24 protein-coding genes and 2 other annotated features are annotated in these 21,483 nt (G+C 41.5%); of the genes, 4 read left to right on the top strand and 20 right to left on the bottom strand.

Annotation, left to right across the window (positions count from 1 at the left end; translation table 11 throughout):
- Positions 1-13: 13 nt before the first annotated feature.
- Complete coding sequence (locus UE46_RS07800; RefSeq protein WP_036062140.1) at positions 14-553, bottom strand: CvpA family protein; 540 nt, start codon at positions 551-553, stop codon at positions 14-16.
- Positions 554-820 (bottom strand): cell division protein ZapA, encoded by a 267-nt coding sequence (zapA, locus tag UE46_RS07795; RefSeq protein WP_036062139.1) that lies wholly within the window; start codon positions 818-820, stop codon positions 554-556.
- Between the two features lie 186 nt (positions 821-1,006).
- Between zapA and rnhC the strand changes: the two genes are divergently transcribed.
- On the top strand, positions 1,007-1,933 hold the full coding sequence (gene rnhC, locus UE46_RS07790; protein ID WP_077912581.1) for a ribonuclease HIII: 927 nt from the start codon (positions 1,007-1,009) through the stop codon (positions 1,931-1,933).
- Between the two features lie 16 nt (positions 1,934-1,949).
- Here rnhC and UE46_RS07785 read toward each other — a convergent pair whose 3' ends face one another.
- From UE46_RS07785 to UE46_RS07755, 7 genes are all read right to left on the bottom strand, one after another.
- Positions 1,950-2,624: a uracil-DNA glycosylase gene (locus tag UE46_RS07785; protein ID WP_036062137.1), complete on the bottom strand. Its 675-nt coding sequence runs from the start codon at positions 2,622-2,624 to the stop codon at positions 1,950-1,952.
- Positions 2,625-2,656: 32 nt separating this feature from the next.
- Positions 2,657-3,631, bottom strand: a complete 975-nt coding sequence (locus tag UE46_RS07780; RefSeq protein WP_036062135.1) for an HD domain-containing protein — start codon at positions 3,629-3,631, stop codon at positions 2,657-2,659.
- A gap of 121 nt (positions 3,632-3,752) precedes the next feature.
- Positions 3,753-6,977 carry an MMPL family transporter gene (locus UE46_RS07775; protein WP_118907518.1) on the bottom strand — a complete coding sequence of 1,075 codons (3,225 nt, stop codon included), beginning with the start codon at positions 6,975-6,977 and terminating at the stop codon, positions 3,753-3,755.
- A 17-nt stretch (positions 6,978-6,994) separates the two neighbouring features.
- The gene (locus UE46_RS07770) at positions 6,995-7,441 is read right to left on the bottom strand and encodes a MarR family winged helix-turn-helix transcriptional regulator (protein ID WP_036062133.1); all 447 of its coding nucleotides are present in this window, start codon (positions 7,439-7,441) and stop codon (positions 6,995-6,997) included.
- Between the two features lie 107 nt (positions 7,442-7,548).
- A complete protein-coding gene (gene pheT, locus UE46_RS07765) occupies positions 7,549-9,957 on the bottom strand; it encodes a phenylalanine--tRNA ligase subunit beta (protein WP_036062131.1) in 2,409 nt (802 codons plus the stop codon).
- A gap of 15 nt (positions 9,958-9,972) precedes the next feature.
- A complete protein-coding gene (pheS, locus tag UE46_RS07760; RefSeq protein ID WP_036062130.1) occupies positions 9,973-11,013 on the bottom strand; it encodes a phenylalanine--tRNA ligase subunit alpha in 1,041 nt (346 codons plus the stop codon).
- Positions 11,014-11,058: 45 nt separating this feature from the next.
- Positions 11,059-11,291: a binding site (T-box leader), on the bottom strand.
- Positions 11,292-11,558: 267 nt separating this feature from the next.
- Positions 11,559-11,885, bottom strand: a complete 327-nt coding sequence (locus UE46_RS07755; RefSeq protein ID WP_036062128.1) for a winged helix-turn-helix transcriptional regulator — start codon at positions 11,883-11,885, stop codon at positions 11,559-11,561.
- Positions 11,886-12,059: 174 nt separating this feature from the next.
- Here UE46_RS07755 and UE46_RS07750 point away from each other — a divergent pair, with 174 nt between their 5' ends.
- The gene (locus UE46_RS07750; protein ID WP_036062127.1) at positions 12,060-12,404 is read left to right on the top strand and encodes a DUF6054 family protein; all 345 of its coding nucleotides are present in this window, start codon (positions 12,060-12,062) and stop codon (positions 12,402-12,404) included.
- A 115-nt stretch (positions 12,405-12,519) separates the two neighbouring features.
- On the opposite strand, the gene UE46_RS07745 is transcribed toward UE46_RS07750, so the two are convergent.
- Positions 12,520-13,278 carry a TrmH family RNA methyltransferase gene (locus UE46_RS07745; protein WP_036062126.1) on the bottom strand — a complete coding sequence of 253 codons (759 nt, stop codon included), beginning with the start codon at positions 13,276-13,278 and terminating at the stop codon, positions 12,520-12,522.
- Positions 13,279-13,432: 154 nt separating this feature from the next.
- Between UE46_RS07745 and UE46_RS07740 the strand changes: the two genes are divergently transcribed.
- Positions 13,433-14,779, top strand: a complete 1,347-nt coding sequence (locus UE46_RS07740) for a sodium-dependent transporter (RefSeq protein WP_036062125.1) — start codon at positions 13,433-13,435, stop codon at positions 14,777-14,779.
- A 29-nt stretch (positions 14,780-14,808) separates the two neighbouring features.
- Here UE46_RS07740 and UE46_RS07735 read toward each other — a convergent pair whose 3' ends face one another.
- The 10 genes from UE46_RS07735 to rplS form a co-directional block, all read right to left on the bottom strand.
- Positions 14,809-15,807, bottom strand: a complete 999-nt coding sequence (locus UE46_RS07735; protein WP_036062123.1) for an NAD-dependent epimerase/dehydratase family protein — start codon at positions 15,805-15,807, stop codon at positions 14,809-14,811.
- Between the two features lie 34 nt (positions 15,808-15,841).
- On the bottom strand, positions 15,842-16,921 hold the full coding sequence (locus tag UE46_RS07730; RefSeq protein WP_036062122.1) for a M42 family metallopeptidase: 1,080 nt from the start codon (positions 16,919-16,921) through the stop codon (positions 15,842-15,844).
- A gap of 145 nt (positions 16,922-17,066) precedes the next feature.
- The gene (locus UE46_RS07725; protein ID WP_036062121.1) at positions 17,067-17,474 is read right to left on the bottom strand and encodes a cupin domain-containing protein; all 408 of its coding nucleotides are present in this window, start codon (positions 17,472-17,474) and stop codon (positions 17,067-17,069) included.
- A gap of 23 nt (positions 17,475-17,497) precedes the next feature.
- Positions 17,498-17,809 (bottom strand): carboxymuconolactone decarboxylase family protein, encoded by a 312-nt coding sequence (locus UE46_RS07720; protein ID WP_036062120.1) that lies wholly within the window; start codon positions 17,807-17,809, stop codon positions 17,498-17,500.
- Between the two features lie 140 nt (positions 17,810-17,949).
- Positions 17,950-18,309 (bottom strand): 50S ribosomal protein L20, encoded by a 360-nt coding sequence (rplT, locus tag UE46_RS07715; protein ID WP_036062116.1) that lies wholly within the window; start codon positions 18,307-18,309, stop codon positions 17,950-17,952.
- Positions 18,310-18,373: 64 nt separating this feature from the next.
- Positions 18,374-18,574, bottom strand: coding sequence for a 50S ribosomal protein L35 (gene rpmI, locus UE46_RS07710; RefSeq protein WP_036064633.1), 201 nt, complete (start codon positions 18,572-18,574; stop codon positions 18,374-18,376).
- A 21-nt stretch (positions 18,575-18,595) separates the two neighbouring features.
- Positions 18,596-19,111 carry a translation initiation factor IF-3 gene (infC, locus tag UE46_RS07705; protein ID WP_077912576.1) on the bottom strand — a complete coding sequence of 172 codons (516 nt, stop codon included), beginning with the start codon at positions 19,109-19,111 and terminating at the stop codon, positions 18,596-18,598.
- A 45-nt stretch (positions 19,112-19,156) separates the two neighbouring features.
- Positions 19,157-19,295: a sequence feature (ribosomal protein L20 leader region), on the bottom strand.
- 112 nt (positions 19,296-19,407) lie between these two features.
- On the bottom strand, positions 19,408-19,680 hold the full coding sequence (locus UE46_RS07700; RefSeq protein WP_036062112.1) for a hypothetical protein: 273 nt from the start codon (positions 19,678-19,680) through the stop codon (positions 19,408-19,410).
- Complete coding sequence (locus UE46_RS07695) at positions 19,677-20,072, bottom strand: VOC family protein (RefSeq protein WP_036062110.1); 396 nt, start codon at positions 20,070-20,072, stop codon at positions 19,677-19,679. Before UE46_RS07695 ends, UE46_RS07700 begins: the two co-directional genes overlap by 4 nt.
- Before the next feature lie 110 nt (positions 20,073-20,182).
- Positions 20,183-20,527 carry a 50S ribosomal protein L19 gene (rplS, locus tag UE46_RS07690; protein ID WP_036062108.1) on the bottom strand — a complete coding sequence of 115 codons (345 nt, stop codon included), beginning with the start codon at positions 20,525-20,527 and terminating at the stop codon, positions 20,183-20,185.
- Positions 20,528-20,736: 209 nt separating this feature from the next.
- On the opposite strand from rplS, the gene UE46_RS07685 reads away from it, so the two are divergent.
- Positions 20,737-21,441, top strand: coding sequence for an MBL fold metallo-hydrolase (locus UE46_RS07685; protein WP_118907517.1), 705 nt, complete (start codon positions 20,737-20,739; stop codon positions 21,439-21,441).
- The last annotated feature ends 42 nt before the right edge of the window (positions 21,442-21,483 follow it).

Here is a 21,483-nt window from a genome sequence, read left to right as displayed (position 1 = left end):
CTATCAAAAATTACTACGGTAACATTCCTGTCATCCACTTATAAAATGACTCCGATAACAATGGCGTATTTTCTAATATCCATTCAGCAACCGATGAGCCAACAATCGCATTTTGTGCCCATTCTGCTGGGAAAATTGCACCGATATAAAGAATCAAGAAAATAACCAAGTACGTTTGTAATACGCCGAGAACAGCTCCAATTAAGCCATTCACTTGTCGTAAAACAGGTATTTTCGTCACACCTTTAAACAGAGTTGCAATCATGTGTACCACAATAATAGCCACGATGAAAATCATCAAAAATGCCAGACTATTATAGTAAGCATTCTCCGTATGAAGCGCATCTAGTAACGCATATAGATCATTCGACTTATCCAACTGCGGATATGGGATAAACGTAATATGTGGCGCTAAATCCTCATAATATTTGTAAGCGACAAAGAAAGCTAGTAAATAACCAAGCGTAATTATTAGTTGGCGTAAAAAACCATTTCGATAACCATTAGCAAATCCGCCGATTAATAAAATTAATATAATAATATTTAAAATCATCTATTCTCTTCCTTTAATTCGAGCCAGTTCATTCTCAAGCTCCTGGTATTTTTCCTCTAATTTTAGATAATCATGTGTGGCATTAACAGCAGTCAATACAGCCAGCCTACCACTATCAAGCGTCCTATTTTGCACACCGATCTCATGCATTTTCTCATCCACTAGGCGCGCAACATGACGAAGGTGATCGATAGGTTCTACGCCAACAATCGTATATTCTCTTCCATATATTGTTGTCGTCAGCTTATTTCTGGTATTATCCGCCATCTGCCTTCCTCCTCATTAATATCTCACACATATTCAGCCTACTTGTATCTCATCTTATCACGAAACGCAAACGAAGAAAAGCGCAAATGTTCTAATCCTTGACGATTTCAGCCTTAAGTATGAAATAATGCCACCAATTATGGTAAAATAAAAGGCAGTGAATCTTAAAGAAAGAAGTTGATCCCAATCGCAAACATTGTTATAAAAGCCACACCAAAACAAATAGAAGCAATGCAGACCGCGTATTTATCTCACATGTCCGCCAATATTCCAGCAGGCGCTATTTTTGCCGCTAAGAAACCAGGACTTTCCATCACCGCCTATAAATCTGGCAAAGTAATGTTCCAAGGTACTGCTGGCGAGCGTGAAGCCGCTAAATGGGGGACGGCGACAACACCAAAAGCAAAAACGGCAAAAGTAACAACCGCGAGCCTCCCTGTCGGTTTCTCATCCAAAAACGTCGCTGGTTCTGATGAAGTAGGAACAGGAGACTATTTTGGCCCAATGATTGTGAGCGCCTGTTATGTAGATCAAGCAATGATGCCACTTCTAAAACAGCTCGGTGTCAAGGATTCTAAAGCCATGACAGATCCCGAAATCTGCAGTATCGCCAAAAAAATCATTCCTGTCGTGCCACATAGTACGCTTGTTTTGCCAAATCCGAAATACAACGAACTTCAAGCAAACGGAATGAACCAAGGTCAGATGAAAGCCATCTTGCATAATCGCGCTTTGGAAAATGTACTTACTAAAATAGAGCCGATAAAACCTGATGCCATTCTGATTGACCAATTTGCTGAAAAAAATACGTATTATCGCTATCTTGCAAAAGAACCTACTGTTGTCCGTGAAAATGTGTTTTTTGCAACCAAAGCAGAAGGTCTCCACTTAGCGGTTGCAGCAGCCTCCATTATTGCCCGCTCAAGATTTGTAGAAGCATTCCGCGAAATGGAATTAGAACTAGGTCTTTCTATACCAAAAGGAGCTGGCGCGCGAGTTGATCAAGTAGCTGCTGATATTTTGGATAGTAAAGGCGAAGTTACCCTTCAAAAGTATACGAAATGGCATTTTGCGAATACGACGAAAGCGAAAAATTTATCACGAAGAAGCTGATGTATCTGTCAGCTTTTTAAATATCAGGGATTTGCCAATCTATCGCTTTTTCTCCGTTTGTTATCAAGTATTGGTTCGCTTTTGAAAAGTGTTGACATCCCATGAAACCTCGATTTGCCGATAATGGGCTAGGATGAACTGATGTTAACACAAGATGACTGGGATTACGCAATAGTGCTTGTTTTGATTTAGCATTGTTCCCCCATAACAAGAAGACAACTGGCTCACTTTTCTGGCCTAATAGCGAAATAACAGTATCTGTTAATTGTTCCCAACCTTTATTAGCATGTGAGTTCGGCTTCCCTTCTCGTACCGTCAGAACCGTATTTAAAAGTAAGACGCCTTGCCTGGCCCAAGAAAGTAAATAGCCATTATTCGGTATTTGCAATCCAAGATCATCCGCTAATTCTTTATATATGTTCTGAAGAGATGGTGGAGTCCTTACGCCCGGTTTCACAGAAAAAGACATGCCATGTGCTTGCCCAGCACCATGATAAGGATCCTGCCCTAAAATAACAACTTTCACATCTTGAAAAGCTGTTGATTTGAATGCATTAAAAATATCATACATATCTGGGTATACTGTTTGATTCCCATACTCTACCTTTAAGAATTCCCGTAACTTCGAATAATAATCCTTCATAAATTCATCTTCTAACAAGGCATCCCAATCATTTCCTAATTGAATCATGATGTTCCCTCCACTTATTCTTGATACCACAATTATACATGTATCAGCTGAATAAATGAACCGTTTTCATAGCGTTTTGTTAAAAATTGAATGATCGTACGCGCTTCTTCGTTTATTTTGGAGATAGGTAGTACACCCTCTCCGCTCGCTACTAAGGGATCTATAATTCTTGTCTTTCCAGTCATATGAAAATCATATTTCTGCTCATTTAAAGTTACACTCACCCATGGATGTAGTGTAGCCAAAGCATCCATTAATGACTCATCGCCCACCGATTTTAAATGTGCCATCATTTCTGAATCCGTACTTACCTGCAGCATATTTAATGTTATATAGTTATGATCAAGTGCATATCGCAAAATTCTCGTCATTCGCCAAGCACTGTAAATGTTTCGTGTATCTAAAAGAACATTTTCAACGTAAGCTTGATATTTTCTCATATACCAAATACCTGCTTCTTCTGTTTTTACAATAAATCGACCGTCCAACACAATAAGATTATCTAAAAAAGAGGCTACTTCTCCTGAACTTATATAGCCATACACTTGCATATCACGTAAGAAATAATCGATACGATCAGCGCATAAAAAAGGGCTCGGCTGTTCCAATAATGTGTATTTTTCTAAGTTGCTCCATTCCACCCTATATTTAGACGAGCTGATGACGTCCAAAATATCACTTTTTTGTATGGTATCCATAAAAATTTGATCATGATAACTCTCCTTCTTATCACCGACCAAGTAATCAACCACATGCGAAAAACTGGTATGGGAAACATCATGTAATAAACCTGCGATTTGTTCCTCTATAGTCCCTCCAAATCGGCGAATAAGAAGCATCACACCAATAGAATGTTCGAGACGATTTACCGTCCAATTTTCGTGAACTAAGTACGCAGCACCTGCTTGATGAACTCCTTGCAACCGTTGCATCGCTTTTGTTTGAATTAATTCTGCTAACATATCTTCTAACTCGAATTCCCCAAAAATAATGTCTTTATATATCATTTCCCAGCACACTCCCAAAACAAGAACTTATGTTCGTGTTTTATAATATATAAAAACATTTGTCAACTATTTTCCAAACCAAAAAGCTGAGCAGTTTTCACTACTCAGCTAATTTTGATGCTTATTTTAAATTATGGTCTTTTGGATCGATATTTTCTTGATGATCGTTTTTTCGTGTCACGAATGGCCACCAGTTTGCTTTACCAAATAGGCGAACCATCACTGGAACGAAGAGTGGTAACACGATAAAAGCATAAAGCAGTAAGCCAATCAAGACGACGGACGCGATTTCGAGGAGTGACAACACCCCGGCTGGCATCATCGCAGCGAAGGTTCCACCGAGAATTAGAACAGCGGAGAAGATAACGCCTCCCATATTTTTCATTGTTAATATCATTCGTTCTCGAATCGGCATGCCGTGATATTCATTGAATCGAGTCATTAGGAATATCGAGTAGTCGATTCCGAGCGCGACGAGTACAACAAAGCCGAAGAACGGTGTCGCCCATGTCAGGCCATCGTAACCGATAATTCGTGCGAAAATGATTTCTGCAATGCCGATCGATGCAAAATAGGTTAATACGAGCGATGCAATCAGGTACAGTGGCATTACGAGTGATCTTAGGACGATGACTAGGACGATGAAAACGCCTGTTAATACAAACATTAATACGAGTTGGTAATCTGCGCTTGACATGTCACGGGTATCATAGTTGATGCTTGTCATACCGCCAATTCCAATGTTTGCATTTTCTAGTTTCGTACCTTTGAGACTTGATTTTAGTTGTGCGTTAATACCGTCAATGACATCCATTGCTTCATCGGAATATGGATTTTTTGTTAGTACTAGGTTGAGTGAAGCGAGTTTGCCATCGGATGACATGTATTGGTCTAGTACTTTTTGATAGTCCGCGTTTGTAAGGAGTTGTTCTGGGATGTAGAGACCTGATTCAGAATATGGGACGTTGGACCAGTTTTTTACGAAATCATTGGCGCCTGTAAGTCCAGATTGAATTTGTCCTAAACCGTCAGAACTTTGTTTTAATCCTGTTGTTAGTTGTCCAATTTGACCTGTCATCGCTGTGAAACCACTTTGTAATTGGCCTTGACCTGCCGCTAATTGTGCTAGTGCGGATGTGATTTCAGGCATTTTAGCAACGACTTGATCTTGACCTGCTGATGCTTGATTTAAGCCTGTTTCGAGTTGCGTTAAGCCTGTTTCAATTTCTCCTAAACCATTATTAAATGCGCCTAATCCTTGTGTTATTTCTGCGTTTTTAGCATTTAATTGTGCCATATTGCTGGCTAGTGTTTGGATTCCTTGATTTAAGGCTGTCATTTGTTGTTTTGCTTTTGCCATTTCTTGATCGATGCTCGCTTGAATTTTTGGTCCGAGTGCTTTTGTTGCTTGGCCTAGTTTAGCAAAATCAGCCATAATCGCTTTGAAATCTGGATCGGCCGCTGCTGCTGGATGGTTTGCAATGTATGCTTTCAGTGAACCTTCCATATTGCTGAATAGCTGATTTAATGCCGTTGTGTCGATCGCAGGTTTCGCTGGATCTTGAAATTGTTTCGTTTGATCGGCTACTTTTTGCAAGGCTGTACCAATTTGACTGTAACCATCTTGAATTTGTTTTTGACCGTCTTGTAGGGTTGCGAGTTGTGTGCGTGCCTCGGCAATTCCTTTTTCTAAATCGCCTGCACCTGTTGCGCCTGCTTTTATACCAGTTGAAATTTGTTCCAGTGCTGCTTGTAATTGATCTACGCCTTGCTTGGTCGCTACGGTACCAGATTGAAGCTCGCCAACGCTTTTGACTGCTTCATTTAATTGCGGTTCTGATTTAGCCATTTGTGTGCTGGCATCGGAAAGGCCTTTTTGAATCGTGCCAATTCCTTGTCCTGCCGTGTCTAGACCATCGCCAACTTTTCCTGCTTGATCTTTGACATAAATATCATCCAAACGTTTACCAGTAGGTCGTGTGGCACTTAAAACTTTATCGACACCGTCTACATGTGATAAATCAGTTGAAATTTGTTCGAGTAAGGCTAAATATTCCGTTGTTTTCATGGAATCATCATTTTCTAGATAAACGGTAGTTGGCGCGACTTCCCCAGCCCCGAAACTATCTGAAACGACGTCGAAGCCTTTTTTGGAGGGATATTTGTCGCTGATTTCATCGAGTGAGTTGAACGACAAGTTGCCGGTATGCATAATGATTGGAGGGACAGTGACCGCAGCAACTACTAGGAGTGCTAGAAACGGTCGAGCGAAAGCGAATTTACCTGCTGCGCCCCATAGTTTATTTTCTTTATGACCCACATTTTTATTGAGCGGCCAAAAAAGTCTGGTTCCGAGTGTTGCCATGAAAAATGGAACAATAGTGAAGAGTGCGGCTAGCAGAACGACGATACCTACTGCCACAGCAACGGCGGAGCGATATAATTCGAACTGTACAAAACTTAGGGATGCAAAAGCTACAAGAACGGCGATTCCGCTGTAAATAACGGTTTTACCAGCTGTGCGGTACGTTGCAAATAAAGCTTCTTTGCCTGTGAGCCCATTTCCGATTTCCTCTTTAAATCGACTCATGAGTAATATACAGTAATCGGTTCCGATCCCGAACAAAATACAGACCATGAATATCTGGGTGTAGGTCGATACGGGGAAATTCATCTTATCAACGAGAAAAGCGACAACGGCTTGACTTGTTAGGTAACTGACACCAACCGTAAGTAGCGGAATGAACGGCGCAACAACAGAGCGGAATACGAGTACTAAAACAACTAAGATGAAGACGATTGTAATTCCTTCTGTTTTATGTAGACCATCCTCAGAGCTTTGAACAACATCTTCTTGGATTAATGCGTTTCCGGTTAAATAGGTATCGACACCTTTGACATCCATTTGTTTATCGATATCTGCGCGAATTTCTTTGACTGGTGTGTCCCCTGCATCTACGTTAAAAGTGGCGACCATTGTTTTGCCATCTTTCGACAAAAACTTATCTTTTAATTCTGGTTGATTGAAGCTATCGACAACACTTGTGATGTGCAGTGATTTCTTGTCTTTTTCGATGTTTGTAAGTGAGTCTTCGATGTCGCTTAATTCTTTTTTCGTTAACTTCTTGTCGGATGTATAAACGGCGATGTATGCTTGCCCTTGTTTATCAGGATTGTGCTTCTTTTCCATTTCGGTTGCAAGCGATGACGGATAACCGTCTGGAAGTTTAATTTCTCCCTTTTCGCGAACAAGATCGGCCATATTTGGTGCGGTGAAAATAAGTACCGCCATGATAACAATCCATGCTGCTACAATGGGCCACTTAAATTTTACGATCCATTTCATTATTTTTACTCCCCCTCTTATTTTCGGATGACAGATGCTGTAATTTTTTTATACAATGCTAAAAATTGTTCGCTATCTTCTTCTCCCAAAATTTCTACCCAGCTTGATACAAGTTCTTCTAATTTTTGTTCACACGCCTGATATACCTTTTCCCCATTTTCGGTGACATTTAACACAAAACTACGCTGATCTTGCTGATTTTTTTCTTTATGGATTAAATTCTTTTCAAGCAAGCGATTTATTTTCGTTGTGATCGCACTTTTGTGTACATGTAGAACTGTTGCGAGATGATTTGGACTGCTTTCTCCATTTTCTGCTAAATAACGTAAGACTAAAAATTGCTCGAATGATATGCCTTCTTTTCCGAGTATTTGTTCCGCGATGGCATCGTGAAGTTGACGTGTCGCAAATATGTATGTTTCCTCGTAGCTTTTAATTAGTTGTTTAATCTTTTCACTTTCCAAAACAAGTTCACCCCCTAAACTATTTGTTTATTGTACTCTAATTTCTCAAAGTACACAAAAAAACTGCTCTTTTCAGATTGGAAAAGAGCAGTTTTTATAAATTCGTATTATCTAACAGTCGCGTCGAATTTGGTTTCTAGTGCGCTCACGATGGCTTGATTTGCTTTTGCAACTTCTTCATCCGTAAGCGTGCGTTCTGGATCGAGGAATGTTAGTGTGTACGCCATTGATTTTTTGTCAGCACCAAGTTTTGCACCTTCGAAGATATCGAACAATTGGATATCCGTGAGTAGTTTGCCCGCTTGGGTTTTAATCTCGTTTTCAAGAGCGGCTTGGCTTACTTCTTTGTTCACGAGTAAAGCGATATCTCGAGTCATCGCTGGGAATCTCGGGATCGTGTGGTAAGCTACTTCTACTTTTGGCGCGGCTAAAAGTGCAGCTGCATCAAGTTCGAAAACGTAGGTTGCTTTTAAATCAAGTTTCGCCGCAAGTGTTGGATGGATTTCAGCTAAATAGCCAATTTCCGCGCCTGCGAGTGAAATCATAGCAGTTCTACCAGGATGCAAGTCTTTTTTCTCTGCTTGCTTCCATTCTAGCGACTCTTTCACGCCTAGTTTTGCGACTAAACCTTCCACGATTCCTTTTAGTAAGAAGAAGTCTACAGGTTTGGTTTGCTTTTGCCAATCTGTTTCGCGCCATTCCCCTGTGATTAACCCTGCTAAATGTTCGGTTTCAAGCGGTAAATTATCACCTTCTGTTGCGTAAAAAACGGTGCCCAATTCGTATAGCGCCACGTTTTTATTTTTGCGAGCCACGTTATAACTGGCCGCTTTTAGTAACTGAGGTACAATACTCGTGCGTAAGTGACTGTGTTCTTCACTCATCGGCATTGATAAGGCTACCGCTTTTTCCTTGGAAAGTGCCAGTTGTGTAGCCGCTTCTTCGGTTGTAAGCGAATAGGTCAGCGCTTGGTTGAGGCCAGCACCTTCAAGATATCGGCGAATCGTTCTTCTCGCTGTTTGCTCCGTTGTTAAGTGCCCCGCTGCAACGCTATCTGGCAAAGTCGATGGAATTTTGTCGTAGCCGTAAATGCGCGCAACTTCTTCTAAGATGTCGGCTTCAATTGTAATATCCCAACGGCGTGAAGGTACAATGATCATCAATTCATCACCGTTCACTTGCAGCTCAAACTGTAATTTTGCAAAAATAGTTTCGACTTCTGGTTGGGTAATTTCTGTCCCAAGAACGCGATTAATTCGTGTCAATGTCGTTGTGATACTGTTTATGTTTTTCACGCGGTGATCGACTTTTGCCATACCACCAACGATCGTACCACCTGCAAGTTCTGCGATCAGCGCAGCGCCTTCTTGTAGGGCTTGCTCCACTTTCCACGCGTCGCTACCTTTATCATAACGAATGCTTGCCTCGGTTCTAATACTCAGTTCACGTGATGCTTTTCCAATGTAACTACTGCTAAAAATAGCACCCTCTAAAGCAACGATAGATGTAGTTTCGATGACCTCGGATGTTTCACCGCCCATAACACCCGCAATCGCAATCGGATTAGTGCCATTTGTAATAACTGCGTGACCTTCATTTAGCGTACGTTTTTCACCATCAAGCGTCACAATTTCTTCTCCATTTTTAGCGAGACGAACAAGAATTTCTTTGCTACCAAGACGATCATAGTCAAACGCATGTAACGGTTGTCCATATTTCAAGCAAATATAGTTCGTAATATCGACCACATTATTATGCGGACGAATCCCTGCTTTCATCAATTTCGTTTGTAGCCAAAGCGGTGACTCTTTAATTGTCACATCTTTCATGACCTGCATACCATAAAATGGCGTCGCATCAACGGCTTGCACATCTACTTTGATATAATCAGCAATATCGCCCGCCGTTTCTGGTTGCGGAATCGTTTCGAATACTGGTTTTTCAGCTACGATTGCCCCAACTTCATAGGCAACTCCTGTCATGCTAAGCGCATCGGCACGGTTTGGTGTAATCGCCATATCTAAAATAACGTCATCCAAACCGAGTAAAACAGTCGCGTCTACTCCAACTTCAACTTCTCCTGGCAATACAAAAATACCATCGGCAACTGCTTTCGGGATTGTTTTCCCTTCAAAACCTAGTTCTTGTAGCGAGCAGATCATCCCTTCTGAAACTTCGCCACGTAATTTAGCGCGTTTAATTTTCATTCCGCCTGGCAACCTAGCACCAACACGTGCGACAACGACTTTTTGACCAGTGGCAACGTTTGGAGCACCACAAATAATTTGAATTGGCTCTTCTTCGCCGACATTCACCGTACATTTGTTTAATGTATCCGCGTTCGGATGTTTTTCACAGCTGATCACTTCTCCGACAACAACATTTTTAATATCCGCATTTAAGCGGTCTAAACCGTCTATTTCAATACCGCCACGCGTGATGCGCTCGCCAAGATCTTCAGCAGAAACAGTTAGATTTGGAAAATATTCTTTTACCCATTGATATGATACTAACATCTTTTTCTCGCCCCCTTATTCTTTCACCGAAAATTGATTTGTAAACCGCAAATCGTTCGTGTATAGGTGACGAATATCGTCGACCGCATATTTTAACATCGCGACACGCTCTGGACCCATTCCAAATGCAAAACCGCTATATTTTTTAGAATCAATGCCCGACATTTCAAGTACATTCGGATGTACCATGCCTGAACCGAGAATCTCGATCCAACCGGTGCCTTTACATACGCGACACCCTTCGCCGCCGCAGCTAAAACAAGAGATATCCATTTCAACGGATGGTTCTGTGAACGGGAAGAAACTTGGACGTAAACGAACATCGCGCTCTTCGCCGAACATTTTTTTAGCAAGTACGGTTAATGTTCCTTTTAAATCGGCCAATGTAATTTTTTCATCCACAACAAGTCCTTCGATTTGTGTGAATTGATGTGAATGTGTCGCGTCATCATTATCACGGCGGTACACTTTTCCTGGGCAAATAATTTTAATTGGACCATTTGCAAAATCGTGTTGCTCCATTACGCGAGCTTGAACTGGAGATGTTTGTGTACGTAATAACGTATTTTCTGTAATGTAGAAACTGTCTTGCATATCTCGTGCTGGGTGATCTTTTGGTAGGTTTAGGGCTTCGAAGTTATAGTAATCTTTCTCTACTTCTGGGCCTTCTGCGATCGTGTAACCCATGCCGATGAATAGGTCTTCAATTTCTTCGACGACTTGCGTTAATAGATGTGCTGTTCCTTCTTTGACAGGTGTTCCTGGTAATGTCACATCGATCGTCTCATTCGCAAGTTGTTTCTCGATTTCTGCCGCGCCCAGATTGTCTTGCTTTTCCTGGATGGCGTTCGTTAATTGTTCCCGAACCTGGTTTGCGATCACGCCTACTTTTGGACGTTCCTCCGCGGTTAGTTTACCCATCTGTTTCATGATTTCTGTCATTGGTCCCTTTTTACCTAAGTACTTCACACGTAGGTCGTTCAACGCTTCCAAATTTCCTACAGCCGCTATTTTCTTCACAGCTTCTTGTTTCAATTGCTCCAACTGATCTAACACGCTACTTCACTCCTTATTTTTAGCCAAAATAAAAAACCTTATCCACAAAGGGACGAGGTTATAATCACGCGGTACCACCCTAATAGACAGCAAAAAGCCATCCACTTCATTCCGATAACGGCTTCACACCGATCTGCCTTTCATTCAAAAAAATCCCGACAGCGACTCCAGAGCTGAACTTTTCGCAATTACGTATCATGTGAGGTTATTTGCAGTCTAAGATAACCTCTCCCTAAAAATGAATCCGTAAAGCTACTTGTCTCCTTCAACGTCTTTAAGCATATTTAGTTGATACGTTCCATTATAGTATGTTTGGCTAACTTTTTCAAGGTAAAACAGAAATGTGGCGCATAAACATTGTTATGCGCCTTCGGATCTAGCTTTGTTGTGGTTCTAAAAAGCGTAATGTGCTTTTTTAGAACCACAATATGCAGTTGAATGAAATGAAACTGCCTTCCTTCTCTGTGCCCCTCAAAATTTTCGTGGCCTCCATAACAATTAAAAGGTTGTCATTTTCACTTTGTGCATCAACATAACGGGCTTCCTCAGCTTTTCAGTTCTACCCAAACTTCGGCCCATTCCTGAACCTGAATCATGACTTTCTCCAAGCCTTTACCTTTTTCAGTTAGTACATATTCAATGCGAACAGGTGTCTCTGGGTACACATGGCGCACGACTATTCCGGATTCTTCTAACTCTTTTAAGCGCTCTGCAAGGACACGATCACTCATTTGCGTAATCTCGCCTGCAATTTCCTTAAAGCGTTTCGGTCCATCAAGCAAAACATTAATAATTAGACCAGTCCAACGCTTACCAAGTAGCGAAAAGGCATTCTCGAACTTCGGACACATTGTATGCGTTTCTTCTTTCATTGTTCTCACCTCTAAAAGTATTGTACCATATTCCTAGCTAGAAAGTAACTAATTTAACCTCTGATACTTACAATTAATAAGCGCATAGATACATTGAAAATTCACTCATTTAGGCGTAAAATGGAAGTATCAAATATGTCCGTACCTAAAAAATACTAGGAGGGATTGCGAATCATGACACAAAAAAGATATGTCGTAAAAGGCAGTGTCGCCGAAACAATGGATTTAATCAAATTCTCCCAACCTGCGAATGATCTCGTTTTTGAAGAGCTTCGGTCGTTTGGGGAATTTCAGCAAGGTATGTTAACCTATGAACAGTCCGCCTTACGTCCTGGAAGCCACACGTCTTTATTCATTGTGGTGCATGACTTTAATCATGTTACCGAGGTTACGATGATTACAACAGGAGGATCTGGCACGCTATTTAATATTGATTGGGGCGCTGCAAAAGGAATTGTTAGCAGTGTGAAATCTTCTTTAAAACCGGTGCTAATCAACGAAGTGAAAATGCCAGATTAAGAAAAAGCCGTGAGCGATTGCCTGCCAAACCTCAATATAGTACGTGTTTTTCGACAAACTAAAAACAAGCATCAACCTGGATTTCAGGCCGATGCTTGTTTTGTAATCGGAATATTTACTTTCTCAACCCATACATCAAAATTCCAGCGGCTACCGCAACATTCAACGACTCGCTAGCACCATATATCGGTATGTACACTTTATGCGTTAATCGTGTTTGCAGCTCTTCTTGGATACCGCTGCCTTCGTTACCAACCATTAAAGCCAATGTTTCGCGTGGCTCCACATCCTGTAATTTCGTCGCTGTATCATCTAAAACAGCTCCAAAAATCGGTACACCATCCTCTTCCAAACGCTCAATCCAGTTCAGCAAATTCCCTTGTAAAACAGGGATATGAAAATGACTTCCTTGCGTGGAACGAATCACTTTTGGATTGTATAAATCGGCGCTTCCTCGGCCAAGGATAACAGCGTCGTAACCTGCTGCATCGGCTGTACGAATCAGTGTTCCGACATTCCCTGGATCTTGCACGCCATCAAGCATTAAGAACTTCTTGCCAAACAGCATCATAATCTCAGGATCTTCCATTTTGACCACAGCAAAAATACCTTGATCTGTGATCGTTTCGCTGATGCTCGTCGCGACTTCTTTATTCACATAAAATACAGGGATGTTCGCGGTATTCCACTCTTCAGGTATTTTCACGTTCGGCGCTATAATTAGCTCTGTTACGAGTCCATCTTGACGCAACGCTTCTTCCACAAGATGAAAACCTTCTATTAGATAGGAGAACTCTTGCTGTCTCCCTTTTTTTGTTTGCAATTTACGCCAATTTTTGACGCGGTCGTTTTTCGTTGATTTGATCATTTCCACGATTATCACGCTCCCATTCTTGTCTATTATAGCATAATCAAGTTGTTTAAATACCCATTTTGCGAAAAGCTTCTTTTTCAGGTTGTTATGTTCTACGCAAAACTGTTATAATACGTTAAAGGTAAAACGTGTTAAAGGGGAGACAAAGATTATTATGCAGACAAATCGGGAACAATGGACTTCAAAATTAGGATTTATTTTATCGGCGGCGGGCTCGGCCATTGGGCTTGGCGCTTTGTGGAAAATGCCTTATGTGACGGCAAATGCTGGTGGTGGAGCATTCTTCCTCATCTTCGCGATTTTCACAATATTTATTGGACTGCCTGTATTGCTCGGCGAATTCGTTATCGGTCGGAAAACGCAGAGTGGAACTATTTCGGCGTATCAAAAATTAGCGCCGAATACAAAATGGGATTGGACGGGACGCATTGGTGTTATTACGTGTTTCTTGATTCTCGCTTTTTATTGTGTTGTTGGTGGTTGGGCTTTGCTTTACATATGGAAAGCAGTGACCGGAGCGCTTCAAGGCCTTTCGGTAGGCGCTTTGACGGATCTGTTTGTAACCACTTCGAATGATCCGTTACAGGTGATTTTAGCAACCGTAATCTTTATTGCGATTAATCTTTTCGTGCTATTAAACGGTATTACAGCTGGAATTGAACGCGCGAATCGTTGGATGATGCCTGCGCTCTTTATTTTCTTGCTGATCTTGATTGTCTATTCATTGACATTGCCGAATGCGATGGATGGCGTATCCTACTTTTTACAGCCGAAATTTGATGATTTAACCTCGGATGCTATTTTACAAGCGCTTGGCCAGAGTTTCTTTTCACTTGCAGTTGGCGTTGGTGGTATGATTACGTATGCTTCTTATTTAAAGCGCGATGTTTTCTTGCCAAGTAGCGCGCTAACGGTGGCTTTGATGAACTTGCTTATCTCATTGTTTGCAGGTCTTGCTATTTTCCCTGCTGCTTTTTCATTCGGGATTGAGCCGCAAGCTGGACCGGGTTTACTTTTCATCGTGTTACCAGCGATCTTTAACCAAGTACCGTTTGGCATTGTATTCTTACTGCTATTCCTCGTGTTATTTTTGTTCGCCGCATTGACATCTAGTTTCAACTTATTCGAAGTTCCTGTCACGGCATTCCTAGAAAAACGTCCAGCAGCTAGAAAACGTGTTTTGTTGATTGTTGTGGCGATTGTGACATTGCTCGCCGTCCCTACTTCGCTCAGTACTGGCGTTCTCTCAGATGTAACGATTTTCGGGAAAAATTTATTTGGCATCGCAGATTATCTTTCTTCGAATATCTTGCTTCCAATCGGCGCCTTTCTAATCGCGATTTTCGTTGGATTCAGGATGCCCCGACAGATGTTGCTGGATGAAATTACGTCGGATGGCGCTTTTCGCTTCAAACTTTTCGCGACGTGGTTATTACTTTTAAAATATATATGCCCAGTCGCGATTTTCCTAGTGTTTTTGCAACAGTTGGGTATTTTATAGAAAGAAAAACGATGATGCAAAAAATAGCATCATCGTTTTTTGTTGTCCAAACTTGCGAACACATTGTGAATTTCCTGTTCTACGTTATCTGCATGATAATCTAGGACATCGAGCGCTTCTATTGGATCAATGTAGAGTGCTCTCGTTAGCAACTCCGTATAAGCAACCGGCTCAAGTCCTGCCTCTTTACCCGCAAGTTCATTTTCGTGCGCTTCTTTTCTAGCCTTTGCTTGAAGTTCACGGAATGTCATCGGTTTTATTTGGATATCTGCTCCTAAAGCCTTGCTCGCATGCATAAGAAACGATTCATTGGATATGTTGCTCCATCCGAGTGTATAACTTTTGGATATCACCGCATCATCGGCAGCACCTACCAACGCTTGGCCAACCTGCTTCGCCGTCATATAACATGATCCGCCTGTCGCTTCGTTATGATGATTCACGTAAAGCGGAAACTCAGCCTTATGCAAACGCCTAGCATAGTTTACCCAAGCAGAAACCCGATTCGGAACAAGACCAACCACGTAGGGCAGTCGAAGCGCAATCGTTGTCAGCCCATTTCCGTTCTCATTCAACAACCGCATTTCCTGTTCCACGCTTGCATAAATATACGGATGAATCCCCGTCAATTGCAATTCTGGCCACAACGCATGAAAATAGTTATAGAATGAGGTACAGAGGATAAATTTCGAAACCCCAGCTTGTCTAGCCAATTGCGCTAAATGCACGACCGGTTCCACATTCACCTGAAAAAAGAATTCCTTCGCTGGTTTCTTAGGCATAAAGTGTGAATTAACCCCACCCGCAAAAATAAAAATATCCTGTCCTTTTAAAAGTTTCACAATTTCTGCATCAGACATCTCATTTATATTGCCAAAATGATGGCGAGCACGCAGATCAAGTACACCAACTTCTGGCACTGGTGGTAAAGAAAATGTCGTGACATGATAGTCCTCCGTGGCAAGAAAAGCGCTAGTTGCAGCATGACCTATCAGTCCTGTTCCACCGAGAATAAATACGGATTTCACTGCTGTAAACCTCCTCTAGGTTACCCTTGTTGTCTTAGCCTAAACGAATTTCACTTACTTTATCAGCATCCAAACGTTTTACAACTTCTGTAATAAGCTTCACGGCGTTGGTAAAATCGTCACGGTGAAGCATGGAAGTATGTGAATGAATGTAACGCGTCGCAATTGTGATGGACAGCGATGGGATACCGTTCCCAGTTAAGTGAATCGCACCCGAATCTGTTCCACCAGCTGCAATAGCTTCAAATTGATACGGGATTTCTAATTCATCCGCTACGTCCGTTACAAAATTGCGCAATGGTGCGTGACTGATCATCGAAGCATCGTATATAATAATTTGCGGACCTTCCCCCATTTTGCTGACTGCTTCTTTTGCTGTAACGCCTGGTGTATCGCCGGCAATTCCTACATCAACACCAAATGCGATATCTGGCATAACTTGATGCGCAGATGTTTTAGCGCCACGCAAGCCGACCTCTTCTTGGACTGTTCCAACGCCATAAACGATATTTGGATGTTTTTCTCCTTTTAAATTACGCAACACTTCGATCGCGATAGCAAGACCAATTCGGTTGTCCCACGCTTTAGCAAGAAGATATTTCTCATTTTTCATCACAGTGAATTCAAACGCAGGAACGATCATATCCCCCGGTTTAATTCCCCAACCTTCTACTTCTTCTTTATCCGCAGCACCTACATCGATAAACATGTCTTTAATGTCAAACGCCTTTTGACGCTCAGCGGCACTCATTAAGTGTGGTGGCTTAGAACCAATAACGCCTGTAATCTCTTCACCAGAACGCGTGACAATCGTTACACGTTGCGCTAGCATCACAGAACTAACCCAGCCACCGATTGTTTGGAATTTGATGAAGCCTTTATCGTCAATTCGTGTAACCATGAAGCCAACTTCGTCTAAATGGCCTGCGATCATGATTTTTGGTCCATTCGCGTCGCCAGTTTTTGTTGCAATCGCGCTACCAAGACCGTCCGTTTCAAATGTATCTGCTAGTGGCTCTATGTAATTCTTAAAAACTTCGCGTACGGCGCGCTCGTTTCCTGAAATTCCTTTTGCATCCGTTAGTTCTTTTAACATTTCTAATTGTTTATCCATGTTACGCTCCTCCTTGAATTGCATGTTTTTCCTTCTATAGTATACGTTATTTCCGTTAGCAAAACCACTTACAACGTTGCCACTACAAAAAAAGCATAGTAATCACCCGCGAAAATAGGCGATGAGACTATGCTTTTAAGCGATTTTATAGAGCAGCATACCATTCCTCTTCCACAGGCTCTAGCCACTCAGGCGTTCCCGTCGTAATAGCGATGTGCTCAAACCAACTGTCTTTCGTTGCGCCGTGCCAATGCTTTACGCCATCATGCGTCACAATCACATCTCCAGCTTTCAACATTTGTGCGTCCTTGCCTTCTTCTTGATACCATCCTTCACCACCAGTTACGAGTAACAACTGATAACCGTCACGATGAATATGCCAGTTATTACGACAGCCCGGCTCAAATGTCACATTACCCACACCAACGTTAACAGCAGGATCCGCGACGAGCGTTTTCAAATAACTTTGGCCGATAAAATACTGCGCAAAAGCATCGTTCTTTTCTCCAACTGGAAAAATAACACCATTCTTCACTTCTTCATTTTTCGCCATAACTTACTTCCTCCTAGTTTCAATTAGTACAGTTCTTTTGCAATGTTAAAAGCAGACGATGCTTTCGGCCAACCAACATAAAAAGCTACGTGCGTGATAATCTCCGTCATTTCTTCTTTTGTTACTCCGTTTTCTTTTGCTTTCTTCATATGAAACGGTAATTGTTCAAAATTCCCACCAGTGATAAGCGCTGTTATAGTCACGATGGAACGATCTCGAGCTGGTAACTCTGCTTCACGTGACCAGACCTCACCAAATAAAATATCATCATTTAGTTCCGCAAATTTAGGAGCGAATTCTCCTAGTGCATCTCTTCCTGCAGTTACTTTTGCCATGTTTCGTTACCTCCCTTCGTCTATGTCCAGTATAAAGCTTTGAGTACGCTTCAAGGCAAATGATATGCTTTTGCTTCCACAACAAAAATAAGCGGTAAACAAGAATTTAACTCCTTGTTTACCGCTTATGTAACGTTTTATTATTTAGCTAAAGCGTCTTTTGCTTGTGTCGCGATTTGCGTGAAAGCTGCTTCATCGTGAACGGCAAGGTCTGCTAGCATTTTACGGTTCATGTCAATACCGGCTAATTTCAAACCGTGCATGAATTTGCTGTAAGAAAGATCATTCAAACGAGCTGCCGCATTGATACGTGCGATCCATAATTTACGGAAATCACGTTTCTTTTGACGACGATCACGGTAAGCATATTGGTAAGATTTCATTACCGCTTGGTTTGCTACTTTATATAGTGTATGCTTCGAGCCATAATAGCCCTTCGCTAATTTAATTACTTTTCTCCGACGTTTGCGTGTTACTGTTCCGCCTTTTACGCGTGGCATATAAATTACCTCCTAATGGGTTTTCACAAAAATAGATTCTGTGTTTTTCCGAATTAAAACTTGCTTATTTCATTTTAGCGACCATTTGGCGAATACGCTTGAAGTCACCTTTTGAAACTAACGCACTCTTACGTAGTTTACGTTTTTGTTTTTGAGATTTGTTTGCGAACATATGACTTGTGTAACCGTGCGAACGTTTTAATTTACCAGAACCTGTTCTTTTGAAACGCTTAGCAGAGCCACGGTGAGTTTTCATTTTTGGCATGAATTTTTCCTCCTCAGAACTTTACTTCTCTTGAATTGGCGCTAGGACTAAGAACATTGAACGTCCGTCCATTTTTGGTCTTTGCTCAATTGTACAAAGGTCTTCGCACTCTTTCGCAAAACGGTCAAGCACCTTCTGACCGATTTCTTTATGGGTAATCGCACGCCCTTTAAAGCGGATAGAGCATTTTACTTTATCGCCTTTTTCAAGGAACTTGCGCGCGTTACGTAGTTTCGTATCGAAATCGTGTTCGTCAATCGTAGGACTTAAACGAACTTCCTTCATTACGATGATTTTTTGATTTTTGCGAGCTTCTTTTTCTTTCTTCTGTTGCTCGAAGCGGAATTTACCATAGTCCATAATACGGGCTACTGGCGGTTTCGCAGTCGCTGCAACTAGAACAACGTCCAAATTGGCTTTCTCCGCAATTTCAAGTGCTTCAGCTTTTGTTTTAACACCAAGCTGTTCGCCGTCTTGATCAATTAATCTTAATTCACGTGCACGAATCCCATCGTTTACCAACATGTCTTTGCTAATGGTGAGCCACCTCCAATAAATTATTACTCATAACAAGTGAAAGTACGCATAAAAAAAGCGCCGGTTTCATTACAAACCCGCACATCAGAAAATTCACATACTTCATACGTGAACCATAATTCCAATTCTTTGCCTGCAAAAATACATTTACGAGGCGAGAAGCGGGATGCTCCTTCTTTCTTGTCATTCATTAACCAGAAGTAATTGTACCATGGCTAGACTGCATATGTCAAATCACCTACTCATCTGACCACGAGATTTATCATACCAAAGTTTTGAACGCTTTTCAAGGCTTTTTATGAAAAACTTTCAAAACCTGGCTCTTCGAAAATAATTTTGAACGGACTTTGGATAGTTTGTTGCATGATTTGTGTCATGATTTCGTCCTTTTCGGATTGGGAAATGGGGATAGTTTCGTCGATGGTATGCCATGCCTGGATGGATGTTGCGTCAGCGATGAAGCCGCCTCGAATAAGAGTTCCATCTAGTTTGAAGTGTTGTCCTGATTGGTTTTCGACAATGATATAGTTATCATGACCTGTGAGCGTTAATTTTTTGCTCTTCGTCATTTCTCCCAATTCAACTCCCAGCTAAATCCAAATTTATCAACAACTTTGGCGTGAACTGCTCCCCAAAATGCTTCTTGCAACTCCATTTCGACGCTGCCTTCTTCTGCAAGTGCATTATAGATATTCGTGATCTCCTCTTCCGATTCGAATTCCAATCCTAAAATGACACTATTACCTTCTGTGACTGGTGTTTGGAAAATATCATTGAGATAGAGCGTCAAATTCGCGTTAATGACTAACTCTGCGTGAAGCACTTTATCAGGATATTGTTCAAAACCTGGAATCCCGTCTGACATTTGGAAGTTTTTGATTTCTCCTCCGAAAATAGCGTGATAATAGCTGACGGCTTCTTTACAATGATCGGTTGTTAAATATGGAATAAGTTGTTTCATTGTTTAACTTCCTTTCCATGATTTGATATCATCAGAATACGCGATACGCCATCTTTTTGCAAGCGATACATAAAAAGACGATCAGCGTAATGCCGACCGTCTTTTTATAATTAACGAATTTCTTTAATACGAGCTGCTTTACCACGCAAGTCACGTAGGTAATACAATTTCGCACGACGTACTTTACCACGACGTAACACTTCTAATTGTGCAATACGTGGAGTGTGTACAGGGAATGTACGCTCAACGCCAACACTATAAGAGATTTTACGAACTGTGAAAGTTTCGCTGATTCCTGCTCCACGGCGTTTGATTACAACACCTTCAAAAAGCTGAATACGTTCGCGAGTTCCCTCGACAACCTTCACGTGAAGGCGAACAGTATCACCAGGACGGAAGCTAGGTACGTCTGGATTTAATTGACTTTTAGTAATTTCATTGATTAACAAATTCATTACATTTCATCTCCTTCCAACAGACATTCTTTCATTCAACATATGTAATGAAGCGGAACGTCGTTATAAAACTGGATCTGTCCAGTTACTAATCTAATTTATCACATTTATCATAGCGTGTAAAGGGTTTTTTCTTGATGGCTAAAATATGGTATGATAAACCTCAGAAACGGGTATGTATTTCTATGAGGAAAGGAAGTATCAATGCCATGAGAAATGTATCGCAAAATTATATCACGCAAATCACCACATTACCATTTTTATTCCCTGTAAACTGCTATCTTATAACGGATGGAGATAGCCTGACGCTCATTGATGCTGGCCTGCCAATGAGCGCTAAAAAGATCTTGTGGAATATCGCAATGATTGGTTTACCGCTCCGCTATATCGTGTTGACCCATGCACATGGTGATCACATCGGAGCGCTACAAGCCATCACAAAAGCACATCCATATGCTCAAGTGATGCTTTCTGCGCGAGAACTACAACTATTAAAAAATCCCGAACCGTATGCTTTTGAAGCGCAAAAACCGACGAAAGGCTCCTACCCTAAAGTGTTTCCAGTCAAGGTTACGAAAACGATCGGCGAAGGTGACATGGTTGGTTCTCTGTCTGTTATAGAGACCCCAGGACACACGCCAGGAAGCATTTCTTTTTTCGATAATCGTACAAAAGCCATTATTGTCGGCGATTTGCTCCAAACCAAAGGCGGTCTCGCTATCGCTGGTGATACGCGCCCACTTTTCCCGTTTCCGACAATGGGCACTTGGGATTTAGAAACGGGGATTGCCTCCACTGAAAAAATCATGCTGCACAACCCAAGTATTCTGGCAGTTGGTCACGGACAAATGATTCCAGAACCAATGCCATTACTTGAAAAAGTAGTGACGCGCGCCAAAAATAAGCTAAACTAAAAACGAATGGAGATTCATCATTTCTGGTGCAGACTCCATTCG

The sequence above is a fragment of the Listeria weihenstephanensis genome, assembly GCF_003534205.1.
Taxonomy (GTDB): domain Bacteria; phylum Bacillota; class Bacilli; order Lactobacillales; family Listeriaceae; genus Listeria_A; species Listeria_A weihenstephanensis.
This window is presented reverse-complemented; position numbering and strand designations above follow the sequence as displayed.